28 protein-coding genes are annotated in these 26192 nt (G+C 70.8%); 17 read left to right on the top strand and 11 right to left on the bottom strand.

The window, feature by feature from the left end; all coding sequences use genetic code 11:
• Positions 1-8: 8 nt before the first annotated feature.
• The 3 genes from ACGFJ7_RS26395 (at position 9) to ACGFJ7_RS26385 (ending at position 3543) form a co-directional block, all read left to right on the top strand.
• Positions 9-1250, top strand: a complete 1242-nt coding sequence (locus ACGFJ7_RS26395; RefSeq protein ID WP_360252267.1) for an MFS transporter — start codon at positions 9-11, stop codon at positions 1248-1250.
• A 13-nt stretch (positions 1251-1263) separates the two neighbouring features.
• Positions 1264-2670 (top strand): glutamate--tRNA ligase, encoded by a 1407-nt coding sequence (gltX, locus tag ACGFJ7_RS26390; protein WP_360252264.1) that lies wholly within the window; start codon positions 1264-1266, stop codon positions 2668-2670.
• 228 nt (positions 2671-2898) lie between these two features.
• Positions 2899-3543, top strand: a complete 645-nt coding sequence (locus tag ACGFJ7_RS26385; RefSeq protein ID WP_360252261.1) for a hypothetical protein — start codon at positions 2899-2901, stop codon at positions 3541-3543.
• On the opposite strand, the gene ACGFJ7_RS26380 is transcribed toward ACGFJ7_RS26385, so the two are convergent.
• The 4 genes from ACGFJ7_RS26380 to ACGFJ7_RS26365 form a co-directional block, all read right to left on the bottom strand.
• The gene (locus ACGFJ7_RS26380) at positions 3540-4292 is read right to left on the bottom strand and encodes a hypothetical protein (RefSeq protein ID WP_360252258.1); all 753 of its coding nucleotides are present in this window, start codon (positions 4290-4292) and stop codon (positions 3540-3542) included. The two genes, ACGFJ7_RS26385 and ACGFJ7_RS26380, sit on opposite strands and share 4 nt — an antisense overlap.
• Entirely contained in the window at positions 4289-4771 is a 483-nt protein-coding gene (locus tag ACGFJ7_RS26375; protein ID WP_360252255.1) for a sigma factor-like helix-turn-helix DNA-binding protein, read from the bottom strand. Before ACGFJ7_RS26375 ends, ACGFJ7_RS26380 begins: the two co-directional genes overlap by 4 nt.
• 47 nt (positions 4772-4818) lie before the next feature.
• Positions 4819-5358 carry a TetR/AcrR family transcriptional regulator gene (locus ACGFJ7_RS26370; protein ID WP_360252252.1) on the bottom strand — a complete coding sequence of 180 codons (540 nt, stop codon included), beginning with the start codon at positions 5356-5358 and terminating at the stop codon, positions 4819-4821.
• 254 nt (positions 5359-5612) lie between these two features.
• Positions 5613-5837, bottom strand: coding sequence for a hypothetical protein (locus tag ACGFJ7_RS26365; protein ID WP_360252249.1), 225 nt, complete (start codon positions 5835-5837; stop codon positions 5613-5615).
• A gap of 310 nt (positions 5838-6147) precedes the next feature.
• Between ACGFJ7_RS26365 and ACGFJ7_RS26360 the strand changes: the two genes are divergently transcribed.
• The 5 genes from ACGFJ7_RS26360 (at position 6148) to fabF (ending at position 10744) form a co-directional block, all read left to right on the top strand.
• Positions 6148-7236 (top strand): helix-turn-helix domain-containing protein, encoded by a 1089-nt coding sequence (locus tag ACGFJ7_RS26360; RefSeq protein ID WP_360253142.1) that lies wholly within the window; start codon positions 6148-6150, stop codon positions 7234-7236.
• A gap of 94 nt (positions 7237-7330) precedes the next feature.
• Positions 7331-8257 (top strand): ACP S-malonyltransferase, encoded by a 927-nt coding sequence (locus ACGFJ7_RS26355; protein ID WP_360252246.1) that lies wholly within the window; start codon positions 7331-7333, stop codon positions 8255-8257.
• A gap of 11 nt (positions 8258-8268) precedes the next feature.
• On the top strand, positions 8269-9219 hold the full coding sequence (locus ACGFJ7_RS26350; RefSeq protein WP_360252243.1) for a beta-ketoacyl-ACP synthase III: 951 nt from the start codon (positions 8269-8271) through the stop codon (positions 9217-9219).
• Positions 9220-9273: 54 nt separating this feature from the next.
• The gene (locus tag ACGFJ7_RS26345; protein ID WP_097320124.1) at positions 9274-9516 is read left to right on the top strand and encodes an acyl carrier protein; all 243 of its coding nucleotides are present in this window, start codon (positions 9274-9276) and stop codon (positions 9514-9516) included.
• Position 9517: 1 nt separating this feature from the next.
• Positions 9518-10744: a beta-ketoacyl-ACP synthase II gene (gene fabF / locus ACGFJ7_RS26340; RefSeq protein ID WP_360252239.1), complete on the top strand. Its 1227-nt coding sequence runs from the start codon at positions 9518-9520 to the stop codon at positions 10742-10744.
• Positions 10745-10789: 45 nt separating this feature from the next.
• Here the strand turns inward: fabF and ACGFJ7_RS26335 are convergent, their stop codons facing one another.
• Together ACGFJ7_RS26335 and ACGFJ7_RS26330 are read right to left on the bottom strand one after the other, a co-directional pair.
• Positions 10790-11617, bottom strand: coding sequence for a helix-turn-helix domain-containing protein (locus tag ACGFJ7_RS26335; RefSeq protein ID WP_392644553.1), 828 nt, complete (start codon positions 11615-11617; stop codon positions 10790-10792).
• 90 nt (positions 11618-11707) lie between these two features.
• Entirely contained in the window at positions 11708-11950 is a 243-nt protein-coding gene (locus ACGFJ7_RS26330; RefSeq protein WP_392644307.1) for a hypothetical protein, read from the bottom strand.
• 247 nt (positions 11951-12197) lie between these two features.
• Between ACGFJ7_RS26330 and ACGFJ7_RS26325 the strand changes: the two genes are divergently transcribed.
• Positions 12198-12404, top strand: a complete 207-nt coding sequence (locus ACGFJ7_RS26325; protein ID WP_360252236.1) for a hypothetical protein — start codon at positions 12198-12200, stop codon at positions 12402-12404.
• On the opposite strand, the gene ACGFJ7_RS26320 is transcribed toward ACGFJ7_RS26325, so the two are convergent.
• Positions 12405-14114 (bottom strand): glycoside hydrolase family 3 N-terminal domain-containing protein, encoded by a 1710-nt coding sequence (locus ACGFJ7_RS26320; protein WP_392644305.1) that lies wholly within the window; start codon positions 14112-14114, stop codon positions 12405-12407.
• 179 nt (positions 14115-14293) lie between these two features.
• Positions 14294-14785 (bottom strand): DUF3145 domain-containing protein, encoded by a 492-nt coding sequence (locus ACGFJ7_RS26315; RefSeq protein ID WP_360252233.1) that lies wholly within the window; start codon positions 14783-14785, stop codon positions 14294-14296.
• A 234-nt stretch (positions 14786-15019) separates the two neighbouring features.
• On the opposite strand from ACGFJ7_RS26315, the gene ACGFJ7_RS26310 reads away from it, so the two are divergent.
• Positions 15020-15346 (top strand): hypothetical protein, encoded by a 327-nt coding sequence (locus ACGFJ7_RS26310; RefSeq protein ID WP_360252230.1) that lies wholly within the window; start codon positions 15020-15022, stop codon positions 15344-15346.
• Positions 15347-16070: 724 nt separating this feature from the next.
• Here the strand turns inward: ACGFJ7_RS26310 and ACGFJ7_RS26305 are convergent.
• On the bottom strand, positions 16071-16691 hold the full coding sequence (locus ACGFJ7_RS26305; protein ID WP_360252227.1) for a carbonic anhydrase: 621 nt from the start codon (positions 16689-16691) through the stop codon (positions 16071-16073).
• 178 nt (positions 16692-16869) lie between these two features.
• Between ACGFJ7_RS26305 and ACGFJ7_RS26300 the strand changes: the two genes are divergently transcribed.
• Both ACGFJ7_RS26300 and ACGFJ7_RS26295 read left to right on the top strand, forming a co-directional pair.
• Positions 16870-17802, top strand: coding sequence for an alpha/beta hydrolase (locus ACGFJ7_RS26300; protein WP_360252224.1), 933 nt, complete (start codon positions 16870-16872; stop codon positions 17800-17802).
• Positions 17803-18603: 801 nt separating this feature from the next.
• Positions 18604-20733 carry a HelD family protein gene (locus tag ACGFJ7_RS26295; RefSeq protein ID WP_392644304.1) on the top strand — a complete coding sequence of 710 codons (2130 nt, stop codon included), beginning with the start codon at positions 18604-18606 and terminating at the stop codon, positions 20731-20733.
• Here the strand turns inward: ACGFJ7_RS26295 and ACGFJ7_RS26290 are convergent.
• On the bottom strand, positions 20723-21616 hold the full coding sequence (locus ACGFJ7_RS26290; protein WP_392644303.1) for an SMP-30/gluconolactonase/LRE family protein: 894 nt from the start codon (positions 21614-21616) through the stop codon (positions 20723-20725). The genes ACGFJ7_RS26295 and ACGFJ7_RS26290 overlap by 11 nt on opposite strands.
• A 168-nt stretch (positions 21617-21784) precedes the next feature.
• Between ACGFJ7_RS26290 and ACGFJ7_RS26285 the strand changes: the two genes are divergently transcribed.
• The 4 genes from ACGFJ7_RS26285 to surE all read left to right on the top strand — a co-directional run bounded on the left by ACGFJ7_RS26285 (position 21785) and on the right by surE (position 24962).
• Positions 21785-22699, top strand: a complete 915-nt coding sequence (locus tag ACGFJ7_RS26285; RefSeq protein WP_360252215.1) for a cation diffusion facilitator family transporter — start codon at positions 21785-21787, stop codon at positions 22697-22699.
• A gap of 109 nt (positions 22700-22808) precedes the next feature.
• On the top strand, positions 22809-23141 hold the full coding sequence (locus ACGFJ7_RS26280) for a hypothetical protein (RefSeq protein ID WP_360252212.1): 333 nt from the start codon (positions 22809-22811) through the stop codon (positions 23139-23141).
• Between the two features lie 49 nt (positions 23142-23190).
• Complete coding sequence (locus tag ACGFJ7_RS26275; protein ID WP_245922961.1) at positions 23191-24120, top strand: 1-phosphofructokinase family hexose kinase; 930 nt, start codon at positions 23191-23193, stop codon at positions 24118-24120.
• The gene (gene surE, locus ACGFJ7_RS26270) at positions 24120-24962 is read left to right on the top strand and encodes a 5'/3'-nucleotidase SurE (protein WP_360252209.1); all 843 of its coding nucleotides are present in this window, start codon (positions 24120-24122) and stop codon (positions 24960-24962) included. The genes ACGFJ7_RS26275 and surE overlap by 1 nt, the downstream gene beginning before the upstream one ends.
• Before the next feature lie 8 nt (positions 24963-24970).
• On the opposite strand, the gene ACGFJ7_RS26265 is transcribed toward surE, so the two are convergent.
• On the bottom strand, positions 24971-25330 hold the full coding sequence (locus ACGFJ7_RS26265) for an STAS domain-containing protein (protein WP_360252206.1): 360 nt from the start codon (positions 25328-25330) through the stop codon (positions 24971-24973).
• Positions 25331-25660: 330 nt separating this feature from the next.
• Here ACGFJ7_RS26265 and ACGFJ7_RS26260 point away from each other — a divergent pair, with 330 nt between their 5' ends.
• Positions 25661-26080, top strand: a complete 420-nt coding sequence (locus ACGFJ7_RS26260; protein ID WP_360252203.1) for a hypothetical protein — start codon at positions 25661-25663, stop codon at positions 26078-26080.
• Positions 26081-26192: the final 112 nt, after the last annotated feature.

The raw sequence follows: 26192 nt of genomic DNA, 5'->3' as shown, positions 1-26192 counted from the left end.
GAGGCCGGATGGCCGTCGCGCACGAAGCCACGGCCCTCGCCGAGCCTACGGTTCCGGTCCGCCGATCCTGGATCGGCCTGCTCTTCGCGGCCAACCTCGGCCTCTGGATGGCCTGCTACACCCCCATCCAGGTGCTGCTGCCGGAACAGGTCGCCGAGCTCACCCAGGACAACAAGGAGCTATGGCTCGGCCTGGTCACCGGCATCGGCGCCCTGGTCGCGGTGATCATCGCCCCGCTGGCCGGCGCTCTCTCCGACCGCACCCGGCTCCGGCTGTTCGGCCGCCGCTACGGCCGCCGGCACGTCTGGACCCTCGGCGGCGTCATCGTCACCGTGCTCTCCCTGTCGGTGCTGGCCGAAGCACCCAACCTGCTCACCGTCACCCTGGCCTGGGCCGCCGCGCAGGTCGGCATCAACGTCATGCTGGCCTCACTCACCGCCTCGGTACCCGACCGGGTGCCGGTGATCCAGCGCGGACTGGTCTCGGGCTGGATCGGCATGCCGCAGGCGCTCGGCCTGGTGCTCGGCGCCATCCTGGTCACCGCGGTCGTCACCGACATCGGGCTCGGCTACATCGTGCTGGCGCTCGGGCTGGTCCTGCTCGCCGCCCCGTTCGCCCTGCTCACACAAGACGAGCCGCTGCCCGACGGCCATCGGGTCAAGGCGAGCTGGCGGCTCGACCTGCGGGGCAATCCCGACTTCATGTGGGCCTTCGGCACCCGCTTCCTGGTGCAGCTCGGCAACGCGCTCGGCACGCTCTACCTGCTGTACTTCCTGACCGACGCGGTGAAGCTCGACGATCCGGACACCGGCCTGCTGATCATGATCCTGCTCTACACGGTCGGCATGATCGCGACGGCCATGGTCGGCGGCCACCTCTCCGACAAACTCGGCCGCCGCAAGATCTTCGTGATCTGGTCGGGCGTGCTGATCGCCGTCGCGGCCACGCTGCTGGCCATCTGGCCGACCTGGGGAGTCTCGATGGTCGCGGCCCTGCTGTTCGGCGCCGGCTACGGCGTCTACCTGGCCGTCGACACCGCCCTGATCACCCAGGTGCTGCCGGCCGCCACCGACCGCGCCAAGGACCTGGGCGTCATCAACATCGCCAGCGCCGCGCCGCAGGCCATCGGCCCGGCCATCTCGGCCCCGATCGTGACCCATCTGGGCGGTTACCCGGCGCTGTTCGCGCTGACCGCCCTCGTCACCATTCTGGGTGCCGTGGCGGTGGTGAAAATCCGCTCGGTGCCATAGGTACCCTTGACTCGTGACTGTACGAGTACGCTTCGCCCCCTCTCCGACCGGCATGTTCCACGTCGGTGGCGCGCGCTCCGCGCTGCAGAACTGGATCTACGCCAAGCAGCACGACGGTGTCTTCGTGCTGCGGATCGAGGACACCGACGCCGCCCGCAACCGTCCCGAGTGGACCGAGGGCATCATCTCGGCGCTCGACTGGATCGGCATCGAGCGCGGCACGTACGAAGGCCCGTACTTCCAGTCCTCCTACGCGCAGGACCACACCGCCGCCGCCACCCGCCTCTACGGCGAGGCCAAGGCGTACTACTGCGACTGCAAGCGTGAGGACGTCATCGCCCGCACCGGCAATCAGCACACCGGCTACGACGGCTTCTGCCGCGACCGGGGGCTCGGGCCGGGCGAGGGCCGCGCGCTGCGCTTCCGCACCCCCGACGAGGGCGAGACCGTCGTCGAGGACCTGGTGCGCGGCAAGCCCACCTTCGAGAACAAGCTGATGGAGGACTTCGTCATCGCGCGCAGCGACGGCTCCGCGGTCTTCCTGCTGGCCAACGTCGTCGACGACATGACCATGAACATCACCCACGTGATCCGGGCCGAGGAGCACCTGCCCAACACGCCCAAGCAGCAGCTGCTGTGGGAGGCGCTCGGGCACACCCCGCCGATCTGGGCCCACGTGCCGGTCATCGTCAACGAGAAGCGGCAGAAACTGTCCAAGCGCCGCGACAAGGTGGCCCTGGAAAGCTACCGCGACGAGGGCTACCTGGCCGCCGCCATGAAGAACTACCTGATGCTGCTCGGCTGGGCGCCCTCGGGCGACCGCGAGATCGTGCCGTGGCAGGTGATCGAGGACGAGTACCGCCTCGAGGAGGTCAACCACGCCCCCGCTTTCTTCGACGTCAAGAAGCTGCGGGCCTTCAACGGCGACTACATCCGGGCGCTCGACGTGCAGGAGTTCATCCAGTGCTGCACGCCCTGGCTGAGCGGCACCGACACGATCCCGGCCCCGCCGTGGGAGCCGTCGGCCTTCGACGCCGAGGTCTTCACCGCCGTCGCCCCGCTGGCGCAGACCCGCATCGCCGTGCTGTCCGAGATCGTGGACTACGTCGACTTCTTCTTCCTGGCCGAGCCGGCCATCGACGAGGCGTCGTGGGCCAAGGCGATGAAGGAGGGCGCGGCCGACATCCTCGACGCCACCGCGGCCGCCTTCGAGGCGCTCGAGGAGTGGTCGGCCGAGCCGCTGAAGGCCGCCCTCGAGGAGGTCGGGCTGGCCCGGGAGCTCAAGCTGGGCAAGACCCAGGCGCCGGTACGGGTGGCGGTCACCGGCCGGTCGGTCGGCCTGCCGCTCTTCGAGTCGATCGAGGTTCTGGGCCGCGAGCGGACTCTCGCCCGGCTGCGCGCGGCACGCGCCCGCTTGTAACACATTTTGCTGTATCACAGTTTGATGGCAAAGGGGGCCCGTTCGGATGACCGGGCCCCCTTCGTGTTGCGCGGACTAGGTACTATTTCGCCGCTGATCAACGGTCGTCGTCGTATCTCGGTCATCCCCAGATGGCTTCAAATTCGTCGGACTGGAGATGCGCCCGGGCGCGGTTCCGGGAAGGCTTGGCAACAAGCCATGTCCACCACGGGGCGGGGAGGCCGGACGATGGTTGGTAAGACGATCACCAGGTTGCTGGCTGTGACGGCGGCGCTCGCGGTCGGGCTCGCGCCCGCGGCCGCGCAGGCCGCGCCCAAGCCGGCGGCCAAGCCGAACATCGTGCAGATCGCCGGCAAGGACGTGGACGGCCAGATCGTCGTCGATCAGAAGACCCAGAAGCGGCTCTTCGAGAGCCTGCTCAGCGAGGTCAGCTGGATGGGCTCGGCCACGTCGCAGACGACCGCCCTCCCGGGCGACAAGCTCGGCGTCAAATACACGGTCACCCTGCTCAACAACAAGCAGGCCCTGCAGGTGTACGAACTGTTCCCGCTGGCCGCCGGAGGCCCGCGGGCCCACCGGACCGCCAAGCAGCCGACCGGCGCCAAGGCCGAGGGCTGGTTCTACGGCCGGCTCACCATGCCCGAGGCGCTGCGGGTGGCCGGCGTGCCGCTCAAGTCGAAGCCCGACGTGGTCACCGGCGGCATCGGCGGCGGCATCGGCCAGGGTCTCGAGGTCGACGCGGCCAAGGAGCCGGCCGGCGTGCAGGAGTACGTGGGCGAGGTGCGCCGCCTGTTCCTGCTCAACGGCGCCGTCCTCGCGGCCATCCTGGTCGGCCTGGCGGGCATCGCCTTCCTGATCCGCCGCAAGGTCTAATCGACCGGCGTCCGGAACGACGGGCAGCCCTTCCGGCACGTCTCGGCGCCGAACGCGTCGAACACCCGGTCGTCGGTCGCCACCTGCTCGACCTGCGCGCCGGTGAGCCCGGGCTTGCCGCGGGCGGCGCCCACGTCGCGTTTGCCGGTGGCCATCACGGCGATCGTGCGGCCGTCGGCCGGGCGGCGCGCGATCGTCTGGCGCACCTGCCAGTCCTCGTCGCTGACGTCGTCGTACCGGACGAACTCCAGGTCACCGGCCTTGTCGACCCGGGCGCAGGCCTTCTTGTCGGCCTTTACCGGGAAGCAGTAGCCGTCCGGTTCGTGGTAGACGGCGACGTCGATCGCGCCGCGCGGCTCGTCCCCCTCGACCACGTGATAGCGCCGCCAGCCGTCACCCCTCTCGACCGACTTGATCCCGAGGCCACGACCGACGATCAACGGCTCGACCATTTCCCGTACGCCGTCGGAAGCCTCCGAGACGGCGGGCGCCGGCCGGACGGTCGCCGGAACCGACACGACCGGAGCCACGGCGGACGGCGCGCCCGGCAGCAGGGTGGTGGTGAGTAGGTAGCCGGCGGCCACGATCGCCACCGCGCCCAGCAGGCCCGAGCCCAGCAACAGCTGCGTGCGGCGCCGGCGCAGCCGGTCGGCCCGGCGGAAGACCGCGTCGACCTCGTCGCCGACCGACGGCTCCCCCTCGAGGACGTGCTCCAGCAGCTCGCGCAGCGGCCCGCTCGGCGCGCTCATCCGGCCATCGCCGCCTCCGACTCGGTGAGCAGCCTCTCCAGGGCGGCCAGGCCGGCCCGCTCATAGGCGCCTACCCGCTCGTCGTCCAGGTCGAGCATGGCGCCGGTGGCGTCCACGTCGAAGCCGTCCCAGTAGCGCAGCACCAGCACCGCCCGGCAGCGCGGGGCGAGCTTGTGCAGGGCGTCGAGCAGCAGGATCGACTCGGCGGCGACACCTTCGGCGCCGGCCGAGGCCACGAAGACGTGCTCGCGGCGGCGGTTGCGCTTGCGGCAGGACTCCATGAGGTCGGCGTACGCGTAGACGTCGGCGTCGGCCACGGCGCCGCGCCGGCTGTCTACGACCAGGCGCGCCAGGGTGGCGCGGGTCAGCTCGGCCGCGAGCTGCCAGTCGCCGCACATCAGGAAGGCCGAGCGGCGCAGGTGCGGCAGGCGGGCCGCGACGAACGTGCGCAGGTCTTCCTCACCCTCGTTTCCGGACATATGCCCTTTATAGGCGCGGAATGGGGTGTGGGGGCGCGGAACGCCGATCACGCGACCTGAACGGCGACCTCCACGAGGCGTACGAGATCGTCCAGGTCCTCGTCGAACTCGTCCGGGGCCGCGGCCGGCGGCAGCCCACCGGTGACCTCGCCGGTGGCATAACCCAGCAGAAAGGCGAGGATCATGCGAGCCAGCCGGGGTACGGATCTCTCGGGCACCCCCGCGTCGTGCAGGATCCCGCGCAGCGCGGCGGTCAGCCAGGAGGCCGAGGCGCCCGCCACCGGCCGGTTCAGCAGCAGCGGGAAGGCGCCCGGGTGTTTCTGGGCGAGCGCCCGTACGGACCGGCTCAGCGCCCGCAGGCGCCGTTGCCAGCCGTCGCCCTCGTCGCGGCCCTCGTTCTCCAGCTCGATGGTGAGCAGGTCCACCAGACCGTCGAGCAGCGCGTCCTTGCCACCCACATACGGGTAGAGGGCCATCGAGGTCAGCCCGACCCGCTCGGCCACCGCCCGCATGGACATCGCGGCCAGGCCGCGCTCGTCGACGAGAGCGAGGGCCTGGTTCAGAATCAGCCGTCTCTTGTCGTCCACCAAACAACCGTGTCCGGCATTTCGCCTAAGTCAACCGGGGCGCGCCGCACGCCTCACCCGGTCGGGGTGCGCTTTCCCGCTTCCGCCCCGCCACCTTGCCCGCCGGCCCGGATGACTTGCCCCATTTGCGAGTTTCACTGAATGGCGCGGCGTCGCTTCGCGAGCCTTCGTCCTTCGCGACCGCAGACCTTCACCTTCAATGCGGATTCATGCCCTTATTCCGATTTGTGACGTGGAAGGAGTGCTCCGCGAGCTCAGCACCAGCGGCCCGGGGGGCGGCCTCGGCCGGCGGCGCGGCGACGAGGGCGTACCGCGCCGTGCAGGTGGGCGCCCGCCCAGCCGTGCAGTTCGGTGCGGCAGCCGCCCCGGCTCGGCACCGGCACGATCTCCGCGTCCGCCTCGTCGGCGGTCGCCATCGGCAGCGAGCCCTCCGGCGCGGGCTCACCCTCGCCGAGCGGCCAGTTCTCCCGTTCCGTCATCTCGCCTCCTCACCCTCTCGCGGTCTTTCATCGGCAACCCACCGCCCCCGCTTTACCGGGAGCGGACGCGAATCCGCCGACGCTAGGACGACACCTTGCCAGGTCACCGACCGAAATCGCGGGAGAGGCGCACCGCTACACCGGACAAATAGCCCAAATTGCCACTTTTTCGACTGGGGCCCGCACGTGGCACTCTGTTGGCGTGTCAGAGACCGCGCTACCCCGGGGCTCGGCGAAACCCCCACCGGCCGAGACCCTGCGCCGGATCGAACGGCACGCCGGTGCCCTCGCCACCTCGGCCGTCGCCCGCATGGACGAGACCCTGCCCTGGTTCCGCGCCCTCCCGGCCGACCAGCGCTCCTGGGTCATGCTGGTCGCCCAGGCCGGCGTCCGGTCGCTGGTCGAGTGGCTGCGCTCCGGCGGCGCCACCGAGGACAGCACCCAGGAGATCTCCGACGAGGTCTTCGCGGCCGCGCCGCGCGCGCTGGCCCGCTCGATCACGCTGACCCAGACCGTACAGCTGATCAAGGTGACCATCGACGTGGCCGAGGCCGAGGTCGCCGCGCTCGCCGCCCCCGGCGAGGAGGAGCCGCTGCTCCAGGCCATCCTCAAGTTCTCCCGCGAGATCGCCTTCTCGGCGGCCCGGGTCTACGCCCGCGCCGCCGAGTCCCGCGGCGCCTGGGACGCCCGCCTCCAGGCCCTGCTCGTCGACGCGCTGCTGCGCGGTGACTCCTCCGACGTGCTGGCCAGCCGGGCCGCCGCCCTCGGCTGGGCCGACGCCCCGCCGGTCGCGGTCGTGGTCGGCCGCTCCCCCGGCGGCGACATCACCGCCGTCCTGCACGCGGTCTATCGAGCCGCCCGCCGCAGCCGCATCGAGGTGATCGGCGGCGTGCACGGTGACCGGCTGGTCGTGGTCATGGGCGGCGCCGCCGACCCGGTGGCCACCGCCACGTCACTGGCGGCCAGCTTCGGCGAGGGCCCGATCGTGGTCGGCCCGGCGGTGCCCTCGCTCGACCAGGCCACCGAGTCGGCCCGGGCCGCCCTGGCCGGCTTCCGGGCGGCGCCGGCCTGGCCGGGCGCGCCCAACCCGGTGTCGGCCGACGACCTGCTGCCCGAGCGGACCCTGGCCGGCGACATGGAGGCGCGGCGCAAGCTGCGGCACGACGCGTACGGGGCGCTGTCGCGGGCCGGCGGCGGACTTCTCGACACGCTCGACGCGTTCTTCGCCGCGGGAGGGGTACTCGAGAGCGCGGCCCGCGAGTTGTTCGTGCACCCCAACACGATTCGCTACCGCCTGAAAAGAGTGGCCGAGGTCACCGGGCTGTCGCCCTTGGACGGACGCGACGCGTTCGCCCTGCGGCTGGCGCTGGCCGTCGGCCGCCTCGACCCTGCGACATAGCTCACCGACTTGTAGAGTTCCTACAACAGCCGTCGTAGGGTTTCGTCGCCGTCAGCAACCCCGCAACGGCGACCTATCCGGAAGAGTCGAAGACGTGCTCGCCGTACTTTCCCCCGGCCAGGGTTCACAGAAGCCCGGCTTCCTGACTCCGTGGCTCGACCTCCCCGGCGCCGAGACCAAACTGCGCTGGTGGTCGGTGCTGGCCGGCGTCGACCTGGTGCACCTCGGCACGTCGGCCGGCGCCGACGAGATCAAGGACACCGCCCGTACGCAGCCCCTGCTGGTCGCCGCCGCGCTACTGGCCGGCTCCGAGCTGCCGCTCGACGGCGTCGACCTGGTCGCCGGGCACAGCGTCGGCGAGCTCGGCGCGGCCGCCCTGGCCGGCGTGCTGCCGTCCGAGGCCGCCGTCGCGCTGGCCGGGTTGCGCGGCCGCGAGATGGCGGCCGCCTGCGCTCTCGAGCCGACCGGCATGAGCGCGGTCCTCGGCGGCGACGCGGACGAGGTGCTCGCGGCCATCGAGAAGCACGGCCTGTACCCGGCCAACCGCAACGCGGCCGGCCAGGTCGTCGCGGCCGGCTCGCTCGACGGGCTCGCGGCGCTGGCCGCCGACCCGCCCGAGAAGGCGCGGGTCCGGGCGCTCGAGGTCGCCGGTGCCTTCCACACGCCGTACATGCAACCGGCCGAGACCACCCTGGCCGCCGTCGCCGGCGGCATCAGCGCCGCCCAGCCGGCGCGCACCCTGCTCTCCAACCTCGACGGCACCGCCGTCACCGACGGCGCCGAGATGGTTCAGCGACTCGTCCGCCAGGTCACCGCGCCCGTGCGCTGGGACCTGTGCATGCGGGCCCTGTCCGAGCTCGGCGTCACGGGCGTGATCGAGCTGCCGCCCGCCGGCACCCTGGCCGGCCTGGTCAAGCGCGAGCTCAAGGGCAACGGGGCCCCCGAGATCGTCACCCTCAACACCCCCGACGACCTGCCCGCCGCCCGCGACCTGGTCGCCCGGCACTCAGCTCGCCTCTAAGGAGCATGATCATGACCGCGGGTTCCCGCATCGTCGCGATGGGGCACTACCAGCCCTCGCGCATCGTCACGAATGACGACCTGGCCGCGACGATCGACACCAACGACGAGTGGATCAAGAGCCGGGTCGGCATCGCCGAGCGGCGCATCGCCGACGGCGAGTCCGTGGCCGACATGGCCACCTTCGCCGCCGAGAAGGCGCTGGCCGCCTCCGGCCTGACCGCGGCCGACATCGACCTCGTCACGGTCGCCACCTGCTCGGCGGTCGACCGCTGCCCCAACGTGGCGACCCGGGTCGCGGCCCGCCTCGGCATCAACGCCCCTGCGGCGTACGACCTCAACACCGCCTGCTCCGGCTTCAGCTACGCCCTCGGCACGGTCGACCACGCCATCCGCGCCGGCGCCGCCCGCAACGCCATCGTGATCGGCGCCGAGAAGCTCTCCGACGTCACCGACTGGACCGACCGCACCACCGCCGTGCTCTTCGGCGACGGCGCCGGCGCCGCGGTCGTCACCGGCGTGGCCGACGGCGAGCAGCCGGCCATCGGCCCGGTCCTGTGGGGCTCGGCCCCCGAGAAGGGCGACGCCCTGCTCATCGAGGGCTGGCAGCCGTACATCAAGCAGGAGGGCCAGACCGTCTTCCGCTGGGCCACCACCGAGCTGGCGCCGTTCGCCCTGCAGGTCTGCGAGCGGGCCGGCGTGGCCCCGTCCGAGCTGGCGGCGTTCGTGCCGCACCAGGCGAACACCCGGATCATCGACGGTATCGTCAAGCGGCTCGGTCTCGGCCCCGACGTCGTCGTGGCCAAGGATCTGGTCCACTCCGGCAACACCTCGGCGGCGAGCGTGCCGCTGGCCCTGTCCAAGCTGGTCGAGCGCCGGGAGGTGCCCTCGGGCGCGCCCGTCCTGCTCTTCGGCTTCGGCGGCGGCCTCACCTACGCCGGCCAGGTCGTCCGCTGCCCCTGAGCAGTTGACCGTCCTGTACGGAGCAGTCCCCACCATTGAGAGGAAACACCTGTAATGGCTTCACGCGAAGAGATCACCTCCGGCCTCGCCGAGATCCTCGAGGAGGTCGCCGGGGTGAACCCGGACGACGTCGCCGAGGGTAAGTCCTTCACCGACGACCTGGACGTCGACTCGCTGTCCATGGTCGAGGTCGTGGTGGCCGCCGAGGAGAAGTTCGGCGTCAAGATCCCCGACAACGAGGTCCAGAACCTGAAGACCGTCGGTGACGCGGTGAGCTACATCGAGGCGAACCACTGACATGAGCAATGTCGACGTCGTCGTCACCGGGCTCGGCGCGACCACCCCGTTGGGCGGGGACGTCGCGTCCACCTGGGACGCCATGCTCGCCGGCCGCTCCGGGGTGAGTCGCATCACCGCGGAGTGGGCCGACCAGCTCACTGTCAAGATCGCCGCGCAGCTGAAGGTCGAGCCGTCCGAGGTCATCGACCGGGTCAAGATGCGCCGGCTGGACCGCTCCGAGGCGATCGCCCTGATCGCCGCGAAGCAGGCCTGGGCCGACGCCGGCCTCGAGGGCGCGGAGATCGACAAGGAGCGCCTCGCCGTCAGCCTCGGCAGTGGCATCGGCGGCGCGCTCACCCTCCTCAACCAGGACGACATCCTCGAAGCGTCCGGGCAGCGCAAGGTCAGCCCGCACACGGTTCCGATGCTCATGCCCAACGGCCCGGCCGCCTGGGTCGGCATCGAACTGGGCGCGCAGGCCGGCGTGCACGCGATGGCCAGCGCCTGCGCGACGGGTGCCGAGGCCATGGCGCTCGGCCTGGACATCATCCGCTCCGGCCGGGCCGACATGGTCCTGGCCGGTGGCACCGAGGCGGTCATCCACCCGCTGCCGTACGCCGGCTTCGCCAACATGCGGGCGATGTCGACCCGCAACGACGAGCCGGAGAAGGCGTCCCGCCCGTGGGACAAGGGCCGTGACGGCTTCGTCTTCGGCGAGGGCGCGGGTGCGGTGGTGCTGGAGCGTGCCGAGCACGCGAAGGCGCGCGGCGCGCGTATCTACGCCAAGCTGGCGGGAGCCGGCATCACCTCGGACGGCTTCGACATCGTCCAGCCCGACCCGGAGTGCAAGGGCGGCGCCCGGGCGATGACCAGGGCGATCCGCGACGCCGGCCTGACCGGCGCCGACATCGTCCACGTGAACGCCCACGCCACGTCGACCCCGGTCGGCGACATGGGCGAGATCGTCGGCATCAAGGCCGCGGTCGGCACCCACCCGGTGCTCACCTCGACCAAGTCGATGTCCGGCCACCTGCTGGGCGCGGCCGGCGCCCTGGAGTCGATCGCCGTCATTCTGGCGATCCGCGACAGCGTCGTCCCGCCCACCATCAACCTGGACGACCCGGACGACCGCCTCGACCTCGACGTGGCGGCACACAAGGCCCGCCCCCTCGACATCCCGGCGGCCATGAACAACTCGTTCGGCTTCGGCGGCCACAACGTGGCTCTGGTCTTCACCCGGGCCTGATCGATCGAGAAACTGGGGCCGGCTCGCTGTGCGGGCCGGCCCCCGTTATTCGCGGCCGGCCCGCAACATGTCGATGTAGAGATCCTGGTATCTGTCCAGGAAGGGCTCGACGGCGATGGCGTGCTCCTCGAGCGCTTCGAACACCCGGCCGTACGTCTCCACGTCCTTACGGCTCCGCGAGATGAGGCCGGTGTTGTAGAGGTCGACGATCACCAGGCTTTCATCGAGCAGATTGAAGCCGTGCTGAGGCGGGATCTCGACCGGCGCCTCCTGCGGGATCACCGACACCTTGACGTTCGCGCGTTGTTCCACGACTCCACGAAGATGGCTGATCTGCGCCAGCATCTCCACCGGGGGATAGCCACCCGGCTTGAACACGGGCTCCCACACGATGAACCGAAAGGACTTCGAGCGGTCGGCCAGGACTTCCTGCCGCCTGAGTCTCGCCGCCACGGTGGCCAGAAGCGACTGTTCGGTACGGCCTGACACTTCGATGGACCCCAGCCGCTGAAACGCCTGCAGAACGAGCTTCACATAGCCACTGGTCTGCAACAGGCCCGGCATCAGCGTCATGCGGAAATCGCGGAATCTGGTGGCCGACCGCTCCCAATCCATGATCGTGTTCTGCTGGCCAACGAAGCCGAATTTCGCCGGCCGCCAGTCGGTCATCCGGTCCTGTGATCGCTCGGCGTGGCTCATCAGGATGTGGACAAGGTCCTCGTCCGCACCGAGGGCGCGAGCGATGACGCCCACGTCCTCCGGGTCCACGAATCCCTGACCACGCTCGATCCGTGAGATCTTGGGCTGGCTCATCGCGACCATGGCCGCGAGCTGCGCGCCGGTCAGCCGCTGGGACCGGCGCAGGCGGCCCAGGGTGACGCCTACCGGCTCGTCCTCGTGGTCGGGGGCGCCCGGAACGATGGAAATCTCGGCACCCCCTCCCCGGTCCCGCTCATGCCCGTTTCAGGACAGGTTACGAACCGCCTCGACCAGCAGCTCGCGGGGAATCTCCACCAGTCTCTCGCCGGCGGGAACGTCGATACCCGCTTGCTCCGCGGACACCGAGAATCCCTGCACCACCACGGTGCCCGATTCGCTGGCATACACCGTCGGGCAACTGCCGCTGCTGCATTTGTTGGCTACAGCGCGCAACGGAGCCCGGGATGCGGGCTGAGCCCCATCGTTCTGCGGGAAGGTCATATTCACGGGCGAGATTCCTTATTCAGAACGTGGACGAAATGCCGTGTATTTGGACAATCGGGCGCGCACCAGTCTCGCCAACGATGACCGACCGCGAAAGTTACGGTGCCTCGTGGCAGATTGCAGCCTATCGAGTTGCCACGTGGCTGACTTTTTCCGGAGATTCTTTCACTCTATATGGAGACTGTGGAAAATTCAGCGAGCGTGAATAGATGCTCTGGGTAGTCACTTCGACACCCTTGGGCGGGCGACCATGACCGACAGAAGACGGCTCGAACTGCCGCGCCGGGTCCGGGTTCTCGTGATGGTGGTTGCCGCCACCGTCGTCAGCGGGGCCGCGGGCGTGCTGTCCCACGCGGCGGGCGACAACGTGCCGGCGGCCATCCTGACCGCCGGCGGGGCCTTCGCCGGGTCGCTCGGGCTGCTGCTGGCCGTCGCGCACTACGCGACGGCCGAATAGTCAGGCCGCGCAGGCCGTGGCGGGAAGGCCGGCGACGCTCACCGGGGACCGGCCGGTGGGCTTGGCCCGGCCGGCGATCACCCGGGCGGCCGCCGCGAGAGAGAGGCGGCTGGAGGAGTACGTGGCGATCAACGTCTTCGACGTGGACGAGGCCAGCAGGTGCGGGGTGTCCATCGCGATCGTCACGGCCGCCGTCGCGTCCAGGTCGGCGGGCTTGTCGCCGTACCCCACCAAGCGAATGACCGACCCCCCACTCGGCTGAACCTTGACGCCGGCCGCTTGCAGCTCCTTGATGAGGGTCTGCTTGGCCGTCTCGCGGACGCCGTCCGCCGAGACCGAGACCGGGCCGGTGAGCAGCGGCCCCGCGCAGGAGCCGCGAAGGACGGTGACCGCGGCGGCGGCCAAGGGAGCCACGGCGGCGGCGTGGGCCGGGGAACCGACAGTCGCGACGTCCGGACGAGACCGAGCGGGCCGGCGGAGCTTGAGGGTGAGGATGCGGGTGACCGCCTCGACCAGTCGCTCACGCTTGAGGGAACCGTCCTTCAGCCCGGCCACGATCCCGTCGCGGGCGGCCGCGATGTCCGGCGGCATCAGCAGCATGTCGTTGCCGGCGTTCAGAGCACGGACGGCGGCCTCGCCGGGCGGCCACTTCATGGCGGGCGGCATGTTCATGGCGTCGGTGACGGCCACGCCGGTGAACTTGAGCCGGCCCCGCAGCTCCTCGGTCATGACCTTGTGAGAGAAGGTCGCGGGTACGCCCTTGTCCAGGCCCTGAACGTCCAGGTGGCCGGACATGACGACGCCGGCGCCGGACTCGACACCCGAACGGAACGGGGGCAGGTCCTGCGTCTCCCAGTCCGCGCGGCTCTGCGTGACCACCGGCAGGCTGTCGTGGCTGTCGCCGCTGGTGTGGCCGTGGCCGGGGAAATGCTTCAGGCCGGCGACGACGCCGGCCCCCTGAAGACCGCGAACGGCGGCGGAGACCTGAGCGGCGTTGGCTTCGGCATCCGAGCCGTACGCCCGTGAGCCGATCACCGTATTGTCCGGCGGCCCGAGGGTGTCGGCCACGGGCGCGAAGTCGACGGTGACGCCCATGGCGGCCAGTTCCTCGCCGGCGGCGCGCCAGGCGTTCTCGGTGAGCTTCGGCTGGGCGGCGGCGCCGGCCGCCATGGCCGAGGGAAGCATGGTCACGCCGTTGGTGACGCGGGTGACCACGCCGTACTCCTGGTCGATCCCGATCATCAGCGGGGCGCCGCCGGGGGTCCGCGCGGCGGCCGCCTGAAGGCCGTCGGTGAGCGCGCGCACCTGCTTCGGGTTCTCGACGTTGGTGGTCGGGTTGGTGGTGCCGGTCGGGTCCTGGGCGGTGAAGCTGACCAGGATGAGGCCGCCGAGATGGAACTTGGCGATCATCTCGGCCGGGGTGTCCACGCCGGCCAGGCCCTGGTTGCCGGCCGCCGAGGTCTTGTCGACGCTGGTCGCGGCGCTGCCGTAGGCATACGGCATGAGCACCTGGCCGGCCAGGTCGGCGTCGGACATCCGGGCGAGGGCGTCGGCCACCGGATCACCGGTCGCTGCGGAGGGTGACGGCGGGGCGGACACGCTCGGTAGCGGAGGCGCCGCGGCCGGCGCGGGGTCGTCACTGCACGCCGCCGCGGCGAGAAGCAGGGGTACGACCAGAGCGGCGCGGGCTGTCCTCATCACGCCAGCCATCGAAGCAGCACCCGTCCAACCCCGCCCGCCGGGGGTCCGCCCACCGGGGTCTGCCCACCGGGGTCCGGCCCGGCGAGTCCGCCCACCGGGATCCGGCCGGCGGGTCCGCCCGCCGGGATCCGCCCGCCGGGATCCGCCCGCCGTCGGGCCGGTCCGGCGGGCCTGCCGCGGGCCTCGGGTCAGCCGACGCGGGTCAGGAGCGTGACGGGGGCGCCGTCGCCGGCGTAGCGGTAGGGCTCCAGCTCGGCGTCCCAGGCCGTGCCCAGCGCCTTCTCCAGGGCATGCGAAAGAGCCTCCGGCGCTCGCGCGGAGGCCATGATCGCGCGCAGCCGGTCCTCGCCGATCTGAATGTCCCCGGAAGCGCCCATGACCCCGTGGAAGAGGCCGCGGCCCGGCACGTGCATGAAGCGCTCGCCGTCGACGCCGGGACTCGGTTCCTCGGTAACCTCAAAACGGATCATGGGCCACTGCCTGAGGGCAGCAGCCAGCTCGGCACCTGTGCCGGCCCGCCCGGTCCAGCTGCACTCGGCCCGCCGCATACCGGGATCAACCGGTTGGGCGGTCCAATGCAGGGTGACCGGCGCGGTCAGCACACGCGCGATCGCCCACTCGACGTGCTGGCACACGGCGAGTGGAGTCGAGTGGACGTATACGACGCCACACGTTGGCACGGTGACCTCCCGGAGACCGAGGTGCGTCTTCCCCTACGACCTCGACCGCGGTTGATCGTGTCCCATGATGCCGGTTGGTACGGATGGTGCGCCAGAGAATCGGCAACATCGACATCGGATCGGCCGTAGTGGCACACCCGTTACAACGCCTCAACCTGCTCGGACGGCACGGTCCCGCCGGCATCGTGTAGAGTTGGTACGGCCTTTTTTCTGTTTTCCTCAAGGAGTCCCGCCGTGGCGAGCAACACCTCAAAGACCGCCCGCGCATCAGTCCGCGCCGGACAGGGTTCGGGCGGCGCCCTCAGCGTGCTGGGTGAGTACAAGTACCTCATCCCGCTCGCCAACGGCCGCTTCGCGTACGTGCGCAACCTGACCAATGGCAAGACCGCACACCTCAAGACCGACTCCGAGGCGTTCGTCGAGGAGATCCGTCTCCTCGCCGCCGCGGGCCACGGCGCCAAGATCCGCGCCGAGCTCGAGGCCCTCGAGTCCGCCCACCCGCAGGACGGCTGGGGCGCCACCGAGAAGCGCCTGGCCGAGGCCGGCGTCTTCGAGGGCTGAGCCCTTCCCTGACGCTCGCGACCGGGTCCACACCGGGCCCGGCCCGCTAGCCGCGTTACTCGCGCGCCGGCTCCGGCCGTACCGCGAATTCAGCGCCGATAAAGGCGCCTCCCGGCATGTTCGCCGAGAGGCGCCTTTTCGCGTCTGTCGAAGATCGGCCCAGAGGGATCAGCAGGGCACGATCGTCGCACCAAATGACAAACCGGACGCGGCTCTCCTCCGCAGAAGGCCGGGCGCGTAGACACCGCCCGTGTTGCCTAACGGAGGAAAACAGGCCAGGCGGTTACCGTCCGTCGCCTGCGAGGAGAGCGCGTCTCAGCGGAGAAGGCCTAGCCAGGAGGCCTCACCCGGCGAAGGTCAGTCGCGCCGCGGAAGGTTGCCCGGCCAAGCCGTCGCATCGCGCGCCACGAAGATCGCCCGGCCGAACCGTCGCATCGCGCGCCGCGAAGATCGGCCAAACCGTCGCATCGCGCGCCACGAAGATCGCCCGGCCGAACCGTCGCATCGCGCGCCGCGAAGATCGGCCAAGCCGTCGCATCCGCGCTGCGGAAGGTCGTGCGGCCGTCGGAGCCGCGCAAAGGAGGGACAATCCCGGCGAAACGACAGAGTCGGGTCGAGAAAGACGGGCTCGGCGAGAGCCGACAGAGCCGGGCCGGGGAAGACGGCCTGGCGGGGCGGGGAAGACGGCCTGGCGGGGCGGGGAAGACGGCCTGGCGGGGCGGGGTCAGGGCAGGATCTCGACCAGGCCGGTGTCGAGGTCGTAGACGGCGCCGACCACGTCGGCCTGGCCGGTGGCGATGGCGTCAGCGACCACGTCGATGGACTGCATGCGGCGGACGGTGCGGCTCACGTGGGCGCGCATGGCCTTCTCGGGGGCGTCCGGGTCGTCCACGCCGACGGCGCGTACGGCCGGGGTGATCTCGTCGACCAGGTAGCCGATGTCGCCCGCCGGTTGAGCTCCAGCTCGCAGCGAATCCACCGTGGCGGCCACCGCGCCGCAGCGCTTGTGGCCCAGGACCACGACCAGGGGCACGCCCAGGGCCGACACGGCGAAGCCCACCGAGCCGAGGACCGCGCGGTCGACCACGTGGGCGCCGGAGCGGACCACGCAGATCGACCCGAAGGTCTGGTCGAAGATCGCCTCGAGCGGCACCCGGGAGTCGATGCAGCCGATCACGACGGCGTGTGGCTGCTGGCCACCGGACGCGGCGGCCGCGGCCGCCACCTGATGGCCGTGCTCCGGCCGGCCGGAAACGAAGCGCTTGTTGCCGGCCAGCAACTCGGCCAGGGCTTCAGCAGCGGAAGTGATCGGGGCGCTGGGGGCGGATGCCGGGTCCGTCGTCATACGACGATTCTCACCCCGCGGGGCGAGGTGAACAGCGAGTGCGAGACAACTCACGTTGAGCGCAAGGGCCGAAAGTCCCGAGTGCGGCCCTCAGGAGCCTGGCAATTCGGTCGATCACGAGTGATGATTATTACCCGTGGGTACATACGGGGCGCGGTAGATCCCCGGAGGTGCCCCGATGCCTGAGCTCACCCTCAGCGACGGCGTGAAGATGCACGTCGAGATCCACGGTGAGGCGAACGCCCCGGCCACCGTCGTGCTCGTGCACGGCTGGTGCCTCGACCGGCGTACCTGGCGCCAGCAGGTCACCGCTCTCAAGCAGCTGGGCCGGCGGCGCCCGCGGGTGATCACCTACGACGCGCGGGGACACGGCCGATCCGGCGCGACCGATCTCGGCGGCGCGACTCTGGGCCGGCTCGGCGAGGACCTCGCCGAGGTCATTGAGACGTACGCCCCCACGGGCCCCGTCATTCTCGCCGGGCACTCGATGGGCGGGATGACGATCATGGAGTACGCACACGCGTACCCCCAGGAATTCGCCGACCGCGTGGCCGGCCTTCTTTTCGTCTCGACCACGGCCGAGGGGCACACGCACACCAGGTACGGGCTGCCCTCCAGCCTGGCGGCAGTCATGCGCACCGGCGAGGTGCTGGGCGCCGGCCTGCTCGCCCGGTCCGGCCCGTGGGCGCCGCACCGGCTCCTGCTGCCGGCCCTGCGCCCGGCCGTACGCTGGCTGCTGTTCGGCGACGACCTCGACGACAGCGCCCTCCAGGTGACGATGCGCTGCGTAGGCCGTACGTCGCTGCGCTCGATAGGTGGTTTCCGAGCCTCGATCGGCGCCCAGCAGCGCCTCGACACGCTGGCCGCGCTCGGCGACGTCCCCTCCGCGGTGCTGGTCGGCGAACGCGACCGCCTGACCCCACCCGCCTGCGCCGAGTCGATCGCCGCGGCCCTGCCCGGCACCACCCTGACGGTCCTGCCGGGCGCCGGCCACATGCTCACCCTGGAACGCCCCGACGACGTCTCGGCCGCCCTGACCACCATCGTCCGCCGCGCCACCCGCTCCCGCCGCCCACGCCGAATCGCCCAGCCCGTGAACCAGGCCGCATAGCCACCCCCACAAAGCCAGGGCCGCTCAGCCACCTCGACACCCGATCGCGCGGCTATCCCCATACCATGCGCACGGGCCGCCAAAGCCGGGCCGCATGGGCACCTTGAGTACCGCGACGTGCAGGCATTTCAGAGCCAGGCCGCATGGGCACCTTGAACACCGCGAGCCAGGCCGCATGGGCACCTTGAGTACCGCGACGTGCAGGCACCGCAGAGCCAGGCCGCATGGGCACCTTGAACACCGCGAGCCAGGCCGCATGGGCACCTTGTGCACCGCAGCGTGAAGGTCACCGGCTTCGAGCCCTCGGCCTGGGTCCTGATCGGGATCGCGGCACTCTCAGAGCCAGGTCGCTCGGTCACCGCTTCACCGAGCCGCAGCAAGGCCCGACAGGGCCGACGTAGCGCTTGATAAGGCGGTAAATAACCGAAAAATCGGATGCTTGTCCGAGCCCGATGGCCCGGACAAGAGCGGCCAGAAGTTCTGACAATTCGCCCGCATCGCTCGAGGCCGGGCGGAAGCTGTGACGGTTCAGCAGCCGCCGGGTCCGGAAGCCAGGCCGAGGCAAGCCGAACCTAGGAAGGCCCAACCCAGGAGAGGAAGGCAGTGAACCCGGGAAGGGGCGAACCGGGCAGCCCGGGCAGAAAAGGGCAAGGACGAAGCGGGGTGGGGTGAGAACCGGTAGGGGTCGGAAAACGCGAGTTGGCGGGGAAGCGGGGGTCGGAGCAGACGGGGGATGTGTGGGGGGAGTAAGTTCGATTGCCCCCTGCACGTGGGGGCGCGGACATAGGGAGATCCACGGAGTTGAGCGACGCCACCGTTCTGCAGCAGGAGATCGCGGTCGAGCAGGGGCACGTGGACCGGGTGTACTCCCGGCTCGCTGAGCTGCGCCGGGATGCCTCGCGCGCCGAGAAGGAGGGCTACCAGCTTGCCGGTGTCGGGAACTTCGGCGCCCTGGTTGAGCGGGATGCCATGGTTTTCCACGCCGCGCGGCGGCGGCACGCTCTCGACACCGAGTACGAGGGGCTGGTGTTCGGGCGGCTCGATCTGAAGACCGGGGCCACCCACTACGTCGGCCGCATGGGTATTCGGGACGACAGCTCGCAACCGCTGGTGGTCGACTGGCGGGCGCCGGCCGCCGCCGCCTTCTACCGGGCCACCGCGGCCGAGCCGCTCGGGGTAGTGCGGCGCCGGATGATCCAGTCGAGTGGTGAGCGGGTCACCGGCATCGAGGATGACCTGCTCGACCCCGATGCCGCGCCGGCCGACATGCGGGTTGTCGGTGACGGAGCCCTGCTGGCCAGCCTGTCCAAGGCGACCGGGCGGGGCATGCGCGACATCGTCGCCACGATTCAGCGGGAACAGGACGACGCGATCCGCTCCCCCGCCTCCGGGGTGACGATCGTGACCGGCGGGCCGGGCACCGGCAAGACCGCCGTGGCTCTGCACCGCGCCGCCTACCTGCTCTACTCGGACCGTAACCGGTTCGCCGGGGGTGGCATCCTCGTCGTCGGGCCCTCGGGCGTCTTCGTCGAGTACATCGCCACCGTTCTGCCGTCGCTCGGCGAGGACACCGCCACCCTGCGCTCGCTGGGCACGCTCGTGCCGGGCTACGCCGCCACCCGGGTCGACCCGAGCGACATCGCCGCGGTCAAGGGCTCGCTGCGGATGCGCCGGGTGCTCGAGCGCGCCTCGCACGACGCCGTTCCGGACGGGCCCACCGAGCTGCGCCTGCTCTACCGGGGCACCCTGCTGCGCCTGGGCCGGGAGGAGCTCGACAAGATCCGGCGGTCCGCGCTGCCGCGCGGGGCCCGGCGCAACGAGGTTCGCGGGGTGGGCTTCGACCGGCTTTTCGACGCGCTCTGGGCGCAGGCCCGCCAGCACAAGGTGAGCGGCCTGCCGGAGAAGCGCGAGTTCGAGTCCGAGCTGGCCGACCGGGGCGACTTCCGTGACTTCCTCCGTCAGTGGTGGCCGCGTTTCACGCCGATGCGGGTGCTGCGCTGGCTGGCGGTTCCGCAGCGGCTCAAGGCGTACGCCAATGGGGTCCTGTCCCGTGACGAGATCGCCCGCCTGCAGGGCTCGTTCGACGCGCTGGCCACCGAGGGGCCGACGATCGCCGACGTGGCGCTGCTCGACGAGCTGGACGAGGTCCTGGGCCGGCCCCGGCAGGCCGCCAAGAAGACCAAGAATCCGTTCCACGTACGGGACGGGATCCAGGAGGTCAGCACGTACGCCGACCGGCAGGCCGCGCAGCGGGCCCAGCAGGTGCAGCGCGACGAGGACTACCGCGAGTACGCGCACGTGGTCGTCGACGAGTCGCAGGACGTCTCGCCGATGCAGTGGCGGATGATTGGCCGCCGCGGTTCGTACGCGTCGTGGACGATCGTCGGTGACCCGGCGCAGACGGCCTGGGCCGGCGACCCGGACGAGCTCGACCGGGCCCGCGACCGCGCTCTCGGCTCCCGCAAGCGCAACAGCTTCGCGCTGACCACGAACTACCGGAACTCGTCGGAGATCTTCGCGGTGGCGGCCGAGGTGATCCGCGTGATCATGCCCGATCTGCCGCTGCCGCGGGCCGTGCGCAGCACCGGTGTGGACCCGGTCGACCTGGTCGCCGCCGCGCCGGCGCTGCCCGATCTGGTGCGTGAGGTGACCGAGAAGCAGCTGGCGGACGTCGACGGGACGATCGGCGTGATCACCCCGGTGCCGCGCCGCGACGAGATGGCCGGCTGGGTGGCCGGCCTGCCGGAGCGGGTCCAGGTGGTCACGGCGCTGGAGGCCAAGGGCATGGAGTACGACGCGGTGGTGCTCGTCGAGCCGTCGTCCCTGACCGGGGACGCGGCCGGCATGCGCACCCTGTACGTCGCCCTGTCCCGGGCCACCCAGCGCCTGACCACTGTCGGAACCGTGGCCGGCTGGCTGCCTAAGGGATAGGCACCCCGACCGCGGTGTAGGTCGTCTCCGGCGTCGCCGGCGTCGTGAACCGGGCGTTGGGCAGGTAGAACCGCTTGCCGTGTTCGGCGATCGTGGTCGGCACGTCGAAGTTCGGGCTGCCGGTCCGCGAGACGACGGTGCCGGCGGTGCCCTTCCGGTTCAGCTCGATCTTGGTGATCACGTTGAGCCGGTTCTGCACGACGTACAGCGTGCGGCCGCGCAGCCAGAGGCCGTCGCCGTTCGTGACGTTCTCGGCGCCCAGGTCGATCAGGGTGGCCTTGCCGTCGTACGTGACCCGGAACAGCTTTCCGGTGTTGCTCTGCACCACGATCAGGGCCTTGCCGTCGGGGGTGGGCGCGATGCCGTTGGCGTTGACCCCGGTGGCGTAGGCGATGTCGCCGGTCAGCGGGACCGCCACCGCCTTCGCCGGCAGTTTGCCGTGCCGGCCGAGCGGCAGCTTGAACAGCACGGGGTTGGTGGAGTCGGTGTACCAGGCGGCGCCGCCGGTCAGCGTGACGTCGTTGATGAAGGACGGGACGGTCTGGAGTGTGTACGACTTCAGCACCGCACCGCTCCGCGTGTCGATCACGCGGGCGTCGCCGCCGCTGCCGCCGGCCACGAAGAGCCGGCCGCGGTCGTCGACCTTCAGGCCCAGGGACGGCGTGCCCGGGCCCTGGCTCAGGGTCGCACCGGCGCCGGTCCGCAGGTTGACCCGGTAGATGTCGCCGTCGGCGCGGGAACCGAAGTAGGCGTACGGCTGGTGGCCGATGGCGATGCCCTCGGGCTGGAACCCGTCGGGCAGGGCGAGGACGGAAGGCCCCCGTGCGGGGGAATGAGCGGCAGCGGGCGACGCGGCGCCGACCACGGCGAGCACCGTTGCCATGACAATCGCGAGGGTACGTCTGGACACGGAGATGAGGTCCTTTCCAGGCGGAGCTTTTGACTTGTCCATGACTTCATACCCCAGCGGTCTGGCAAGAGTTCAACTTGCACACATAGCAATGTCCGCATACATTGGCGGAGGCTTACGGGGCCGACGGAAGGTTGATGCATGGGAGCCGGGCACGACCACGGTGGTCAAGCGCTGAGGGCAGGAGCGAAGCACCGCTCCCGCCTGTGGTGGGCTGCCGGCCTGCTGGCCGCGTTCATGATCGTCGAGGCGCTGGCCGCCTGGGCGACCGGCTCGCTGGCGCTGCTCTCCGACGCCGGGCACATGTTCACCGACGTCCTCGGCATCGCCATGGCCCTGGCCGCGATCACCGCGGCCGGCCGCGCCGCCACCGACTCCCAGCGCACCTTCGGCCTCTACCGGCTCGAGGTGCTGGCCGCCCTGGCCAACGCCGTGCTGCTGACCGCCGTCGCCGGCTTCGTCGTGGTGCAGGCCGTGCGCCGCTTCACCGATCCACCGGACGTGCCGGCCGGCTCGATGCTGATCGTCGCGGCCGGCGGCCTGATCATCAACCTGATCGCGTTCGCGCTGCTCCGCGAGGGCGCCCAGGAGAGCATCAACGTCCGCGGGGCCTACCTCGAGGTGATCGGCGACCTGCTGGGCTCGGTCGGCGTCATCCTGGCCGCCGCGATCATCGGGCTGACCGGCTGGTCGTACGCGGACCCGATCGTCGCCGTCATCGTCGCGCTGCTGATCCTGCCGCGCACCTTCGCGCTCGGCCGCTCGGCCGTGCGGATCCTGGTCCAGGCCGCGCCGCAACACCTGGACATCACCCGGGTCCGGGCCCGCCTGGCCGCCGTGCCGGGCGTCTGCGACGTGCACGACCTGCATGTCTGGACGCTCACCTCGGGCATGGACGTGGCCTCGGCCCACCTGAGCCTGGAACCGGCGGCCGAGCTCGGCACCGTGCTCAGCACGGCTCGCGACGCCCTGCACGACGACTTCCACATCGAGCACGCGACGCTTCAGGTCGAACCGGTCGGCGCCGGAGGCCGCTGCTCCCCCGCCGGATGGTGATCGCCAGGTATGGCGATCATCACACCTCAGGGTGCACCCTGATCACATCGGTCACCGCGTCCGCCGACCCGTCGCTTGGGGTCTTCGCTGGTTACTACGCTTGGTGACCATGCGAACACGGGAGGACACCAGCATGACCATGGTCATCCACCAGCCACGGGTGGCGTGGGACGGCGCCCGGGCCTTCGTCCGGGCCGCCGGCAGCCCACAGTCCGAGACGTTCGCCGCCCGGATCCTGCGGCGGCTCGGCAGCGAGACCTACGGCCACTTCGCCGACACCCGCCAGCGGCTGCTCACCGCGCTGGTCGAGACCGGCGGCGACCGGTACGCGGCCGACGTCGAGGCCGGCAAGTGGCGGGTACGCCTGGAAGATCTGCTCCGCACCCGGCCCGATCTGACCGGCGAGATCGTGGACCTCACCAACGAGGCCCTGGAGCTCTGAATCGCCGGAATCGGCACCCATAGCGAGACTTGCGGCTTAAATGTCGTTTATGGGCGACGCTCGGGTCATGGTCTTCGCGCCGGCACCGCAACTGACGGTGACGATCGAACAGCAACACGACGTACCGGAACTGCATGTCCACCCGGGCGGTCAGGGCATCTGGCAAACCCGGATGATCACCTCGCTCGGCGCCGAGGTGACCTTGTGCGCGGCCGTGGGCGGTGAGGTCGGGCGGGTGCTCAAGCCCCTGCTCGACTTCAAGGGCGTCCAGCTGCGCACCATCCCGCGGGAGAGCGGCAGCGGCTGGTACGTCCACGACCGCCGCGACGGCAAGCGCAAGGAGATCGCCGAGCAGCCCGGCGCCCCGTTCACCCGGCACGAGCTCGACGAGCTCTACAACCTCGCCCTGGCCGAGGGCCTGCGCGCCGGCAACGCCATCCTCAGCGGCCCCGCGCACCCCTCGGTCATCCGGGCCGACGTCTACGGCCGTCTCGCCAAGGACCTGCGGGCCAACGGCTGCCGGGTGATCGCCGACCTGTGCGGCAACCACCTCAAGGCGGTGCTGAAGGCCGGCCTGAACGTCGTCAAGATCAGCCACGAGGAGCTGATCAAGGACGGGCTGGCCAAGGACAACTCCGAGAAGCAGCTGACCGACGCCCTGCTCAAGCTGCACGACGACGGCGCCGAGTCGGTGCTGGTGTCGCGGGCCGACGCCGGCGCGCTGGCCATGTTCAACGAGGAGATCTACCGGGTCGGCATCCCGAAGCTGTCGATCGCCGACCATCGCGGCGCCGGCGACTCGATGACCGCGGGCGTCGCCGCCGTCCTGGCCAAGGGCGGCGACATGCACGACGCGGTCCGCACCGGGGCGGCCGCCGGAGCGCTCAACGTCACCCGGCACGGACTCGGCACCGGCCACCTGGACGCGGTCCAGGTGCTCACCGAGCGGGTCAAGCTCACCCCGATCAAGAAGGCGTGATGACGAGAATCCTGGTCACCAACGACGACGGCATCGACGCGCCCGGCCTGCGACATCTGGCCCGGGCGCTGGCGCGGGAGGGCCACGACGTCGTGGTCGCGGCGCCGGTCACCGAGGCGAGCGGCAGCAGCGCCGCGATGACGGCGGTCGAGGAACACGGCAAGATCATTCTGCACAAGCGGGAACTGCCGCACGCCAGACACATTCCGGCGTACGCGGTGGCCGCCTCCCCCGCGTACATCGTGCTCCTGGCCCTGCGGGAGGCGTTCGGCGAACCGCCCGAGATGGTCTTCTCGGGCATCAACCGGGGCGCCAACGCCGGCTCGGCCGTCGTGCACTCCGGGACCGTGGGGGCCACGCTGACCGGCTCGTACGCCGGGCTGCACGGGATGGCGGTCTCGCTCGACGTGCTCTCGCCCCGCGCCTCGTCGGCGCGCAGCGGCGGGGCCGCCCTGGCCGCCCTCGACCACGAGGAGGACGAGAAGCGGCACTGGGAGAGCGCGGCCGAGCTGGCCGTGCGGCTGGCGCCGACGCTGCGGCACACGCCGACCGGCACCGTCTTCAACCTCAACGTGCCGGATCTCCATCTGGACGGCATCCGCGGGCTGCGCCGGACGTCGCTGGCCTCGTTCGGCCAGGTGCAGGTGAGCATCGCCGAGGCGGGTGAGGGATTCGTCCGTACGGCCGTGCAGGCCGCCGATGAGCTACTCGAACCGGACACGGATCTGGCCGCGCTGGCCGAGCATTTCGCCGTGGTCACGCCGATCCGCCCGCCCATGGAGGCGGTGGACGTGCGCATGAACCTCGAGACGATCCAGGTCCACGCGTCGGCGCTGGCCTAGGACACGCCTCAGCTGCTGGCGGTGGCCGGCTGCGCGGTGCTCTCGGCGTACGGCTCCGGGTTGCCGAACAGGCCCAGAAGGCCGGTCACCCAGAGCTGACGGTGAGCGAAACGACTGGGGCGCGTGACCACGAGCTTGACGTCGCTCACGGCGGCGAGCTGGAAGGCGGCCACGAGGGCGCTGATGCCCACGGAGTCGATGAAGGTGACGTTCTGAAGGTTGAGCTCGATGCGGCCGGGCGGCCCGGCGGCGAGCTGCTCGCCAACGGCCTCGCGGATCTCGTACGCGTTTTCGACGTCGATCTCGCCGCTGGGCGAGACCTCCACCACATCGCCGGCAAGCGTCGACGTCATTATCGACAGCGTCACGCCAATTCCCTCCACCCGCCCGGAATCTCCAGGCGTCGTTCCTCCAATGCACAGACCACCGCACGGCGTGTCGACGCCGTCGCCGCCCGCGCTCGGGGATGACGCCGCTCCTGGCCGAGCGAGCACCGCCACCCTCGAAAGGTTCGGTGAGACTGACCGAAAGGTTAGGCCCCAAACCTGTCAGACACCTGAGTGCCTCGTGTGAACCGGGTCAAGACTACCGGGGCGTGGCAAGTCGTTTCCAAAACGTGATGGCGTCCACACGGGACACGTTTCACCAATGGCGCACATGGGCAGGGTTAACGATGTAGCCGGAACGCAGGAGGAGACATGTTCACCAGCAAGAGCAAGGCCGAGCGTACGGCCGCCCAGGCCTGGGACTACCTGTCGTCCGCCATGGCCGCCGCCGGCGACAGCGCCAAGGAGACCGCGGACCTGGCGGGCAAGGCGAGCCGCAAGGCCCGTAAAGCCAGCCGCAAGGCGAGCAAGCAGAGCTACAAGCTCGCCGGCAAGGCCGGCGACAAGGCCGATGTGGCCTGGACCAGGGCCAACGCCGCTTACGCGGCGCTCGCCGGGCGCCGTCCGGGACGGCCGTGGGGCCTGATCGTGGGCGTGGGCCTGCTCGGCGCCGCGATCGGCTGGGCCGCGGCGAGCTCGGCCCGGGCCGCGCTGGAGCGCCAGGCCGAGAACGAGGAGCTTGAGCTGGCCGAGACGGCGGTCGTGGTCACCCCCACGTACGACACGAAGTAATCCCTTGATCCCTGGTCGCCGGACGGAGCCCTTTGCCGCCCGGCGACCAGGCGTGTCCGCCCGACCCGTAAAATACGGACAAATCGGTCAGGACCCTCTGGCCCCACGCGGA

Source organism: Actinoplanes sp. NPDC048988 (genome assembly GCF_043197815.1).
Taxonomy (GTDB): domain Bacteria; phylum Actinomycetota; class Actinomycetes; order Mycobacteriales; family Micromonosporaceae; genus Actinoplanes.
Note: the sequence above shows the minus strand (reverse complement) of the source record. Positions and strands in the feature narration are given on the sequence as shown.

What these genes read in the sequence shown, in the direction of transcription:
- ACGFJ7_RS26395 (WP_360252267.1), top strand. Translation starts at nt 9, where the DNA reads ATGGCCGTCGCGCACGAAGCCACGGCCCTCGCCGAGCCTACGGTTCCG.
- ACGFJ7_RS26290 (WP_392644303.1), bottom strand. Translation starts at nt 21,616, where the DNA reads ATGGCAACGGTGCTCGCCGTGGTCGGCGCCGCGTCGCCCGCTGCCGCT.
- ACGFJ7_RS26350 (WP_360252243.1), top strand. Translation starts at nt 8,269, where the DNA reads ATGACCGCGGGTTCCCGCATCGTCGCGATGGGGCACTACCAGCCCTCG.
- ACGFJ7_RS26385 (WP_360252261.1), top strand. Translation starts at nt 2,899, where the DNA reads ATGGTTGGTAAGACGATCACCAGGTTGCTGGCTGTGACGGCGGCGCTC.
- ACGFJ7_RS26320 (WP_392644305.1), bottom strand. Translation starts at nt 14,114, where the DNA reads ATGGCTGGCGTGATGAGGACAGCCCGCGCCGCTCTGGTCGTACCCCTG.
- fabF (WP_360252239.1), top strand. Translation starts at nt 9,518, where the DNA reads ATGAGCAATGTCGACGTCGTCGTCACCGGGCTCGGCGCGACCACCCCG.
- ACGFJ7_RS26305 (WP_360252227.1), bottom strand. Translation starts at nt 16,691, where the DNA reads ATGACGACGGACCCGGCATCCGCCCCCAGCGCCCCGATCACTTCCGCT.
- ACGFJ7_RS26300 (WP_360252224.1), top strand. Translation starts at nt 16,870, where the DNA reads ATGCCTGAGCTCACCCTCAGCGACGGCGTGAAGATGCACGTCGAGATC.
- ACGFJ7_RS26380 (WP_360252258.1), bottom strand. Translation starts at nt 4,292, where the DNA reads ATGAGCGCGCCGAGCGGGCCGCTGCGCGAGCTGCTGGAGCACGTCCTC.
- ACGFJ7_RS26345 (WP_097320124.1), top strand. Translation starts at nt 9,274, where the DNA reads ATGGCTTCACGCGAAGAGATCACCTCCGGCCTCGCCGAGATCCTCGAG.
- ACGFJ7_RS26260 (WP_360252203.1), top strand. Translation starts at nt 25,661, where the DNA reads ATGTTCACCAGCAAGAGCAAGGCCGAGCGTACGGCCGCCCAGGCCTGG.
- ACGFJ7_RS26325 (WP_360252236.1), top strand. Translation starts at nt 12,198, where the DNA reads ATGACCGACAGAAGACGGCTCGAACTGCCGCGCCGGGTCCGGGTTCTC.
- ACGFJ7_RS26365 (WP_360252249.1), bottom strand. Translation starts at nt 5,837, where the DNA reads ATGACGGAACGGGAGAACTGGCCGCTCGGCGAGGGTGAGCCCGCGCCG.
- ACGFJ7_RS26375 (WP_360252255.1), bottom strand. Translation starts at nt 4,771, where the DNA reads ATGTCCGGAAACGAGGGTGAGGAAGACCTGCGCACGTTCGTCGCGGCC.
- surE (WP_360252209.1), top strand. Translation starts at nt 24,120, where the DNA reads ATGACGAGAATCCTGGTCACCAACGACGACGGCATCGACGCGCCCGGC.
- ACGFJ7_RS26280 (WP_360252212.1), top strand. Translation starts at nt 22,809, where the DNA reads ATGCGAACACGGGAGGACACCAGCATGACCATGGTCATCCACCAGCCA.
- ACGFJ7_RS26285 (WP_360252215.1), top strand. Translation starts at nt 21,785, where the DNA reads ATGGGAGCCGGGCACGACCACGGTGGTCAAGCGCTGAGGGCAGGAGCG.
- ACGFJ7_RS26275 (WP_245922961.1), top strand. Translation starts at nt 23,191, where the DNA reads ATGGGCGACGCTCGGGTCATGGTCTTCGCGCCGGCACCGCAACTGACG.
- ACGFJ7_RS26360 (WP_360253142.1), top strand. Translation starts at nt 6,148, where the DNA reads ATGGACGAGACCCTGCCCTGGTTCCGCGCCCTCCCGGCCGACCAGCGC.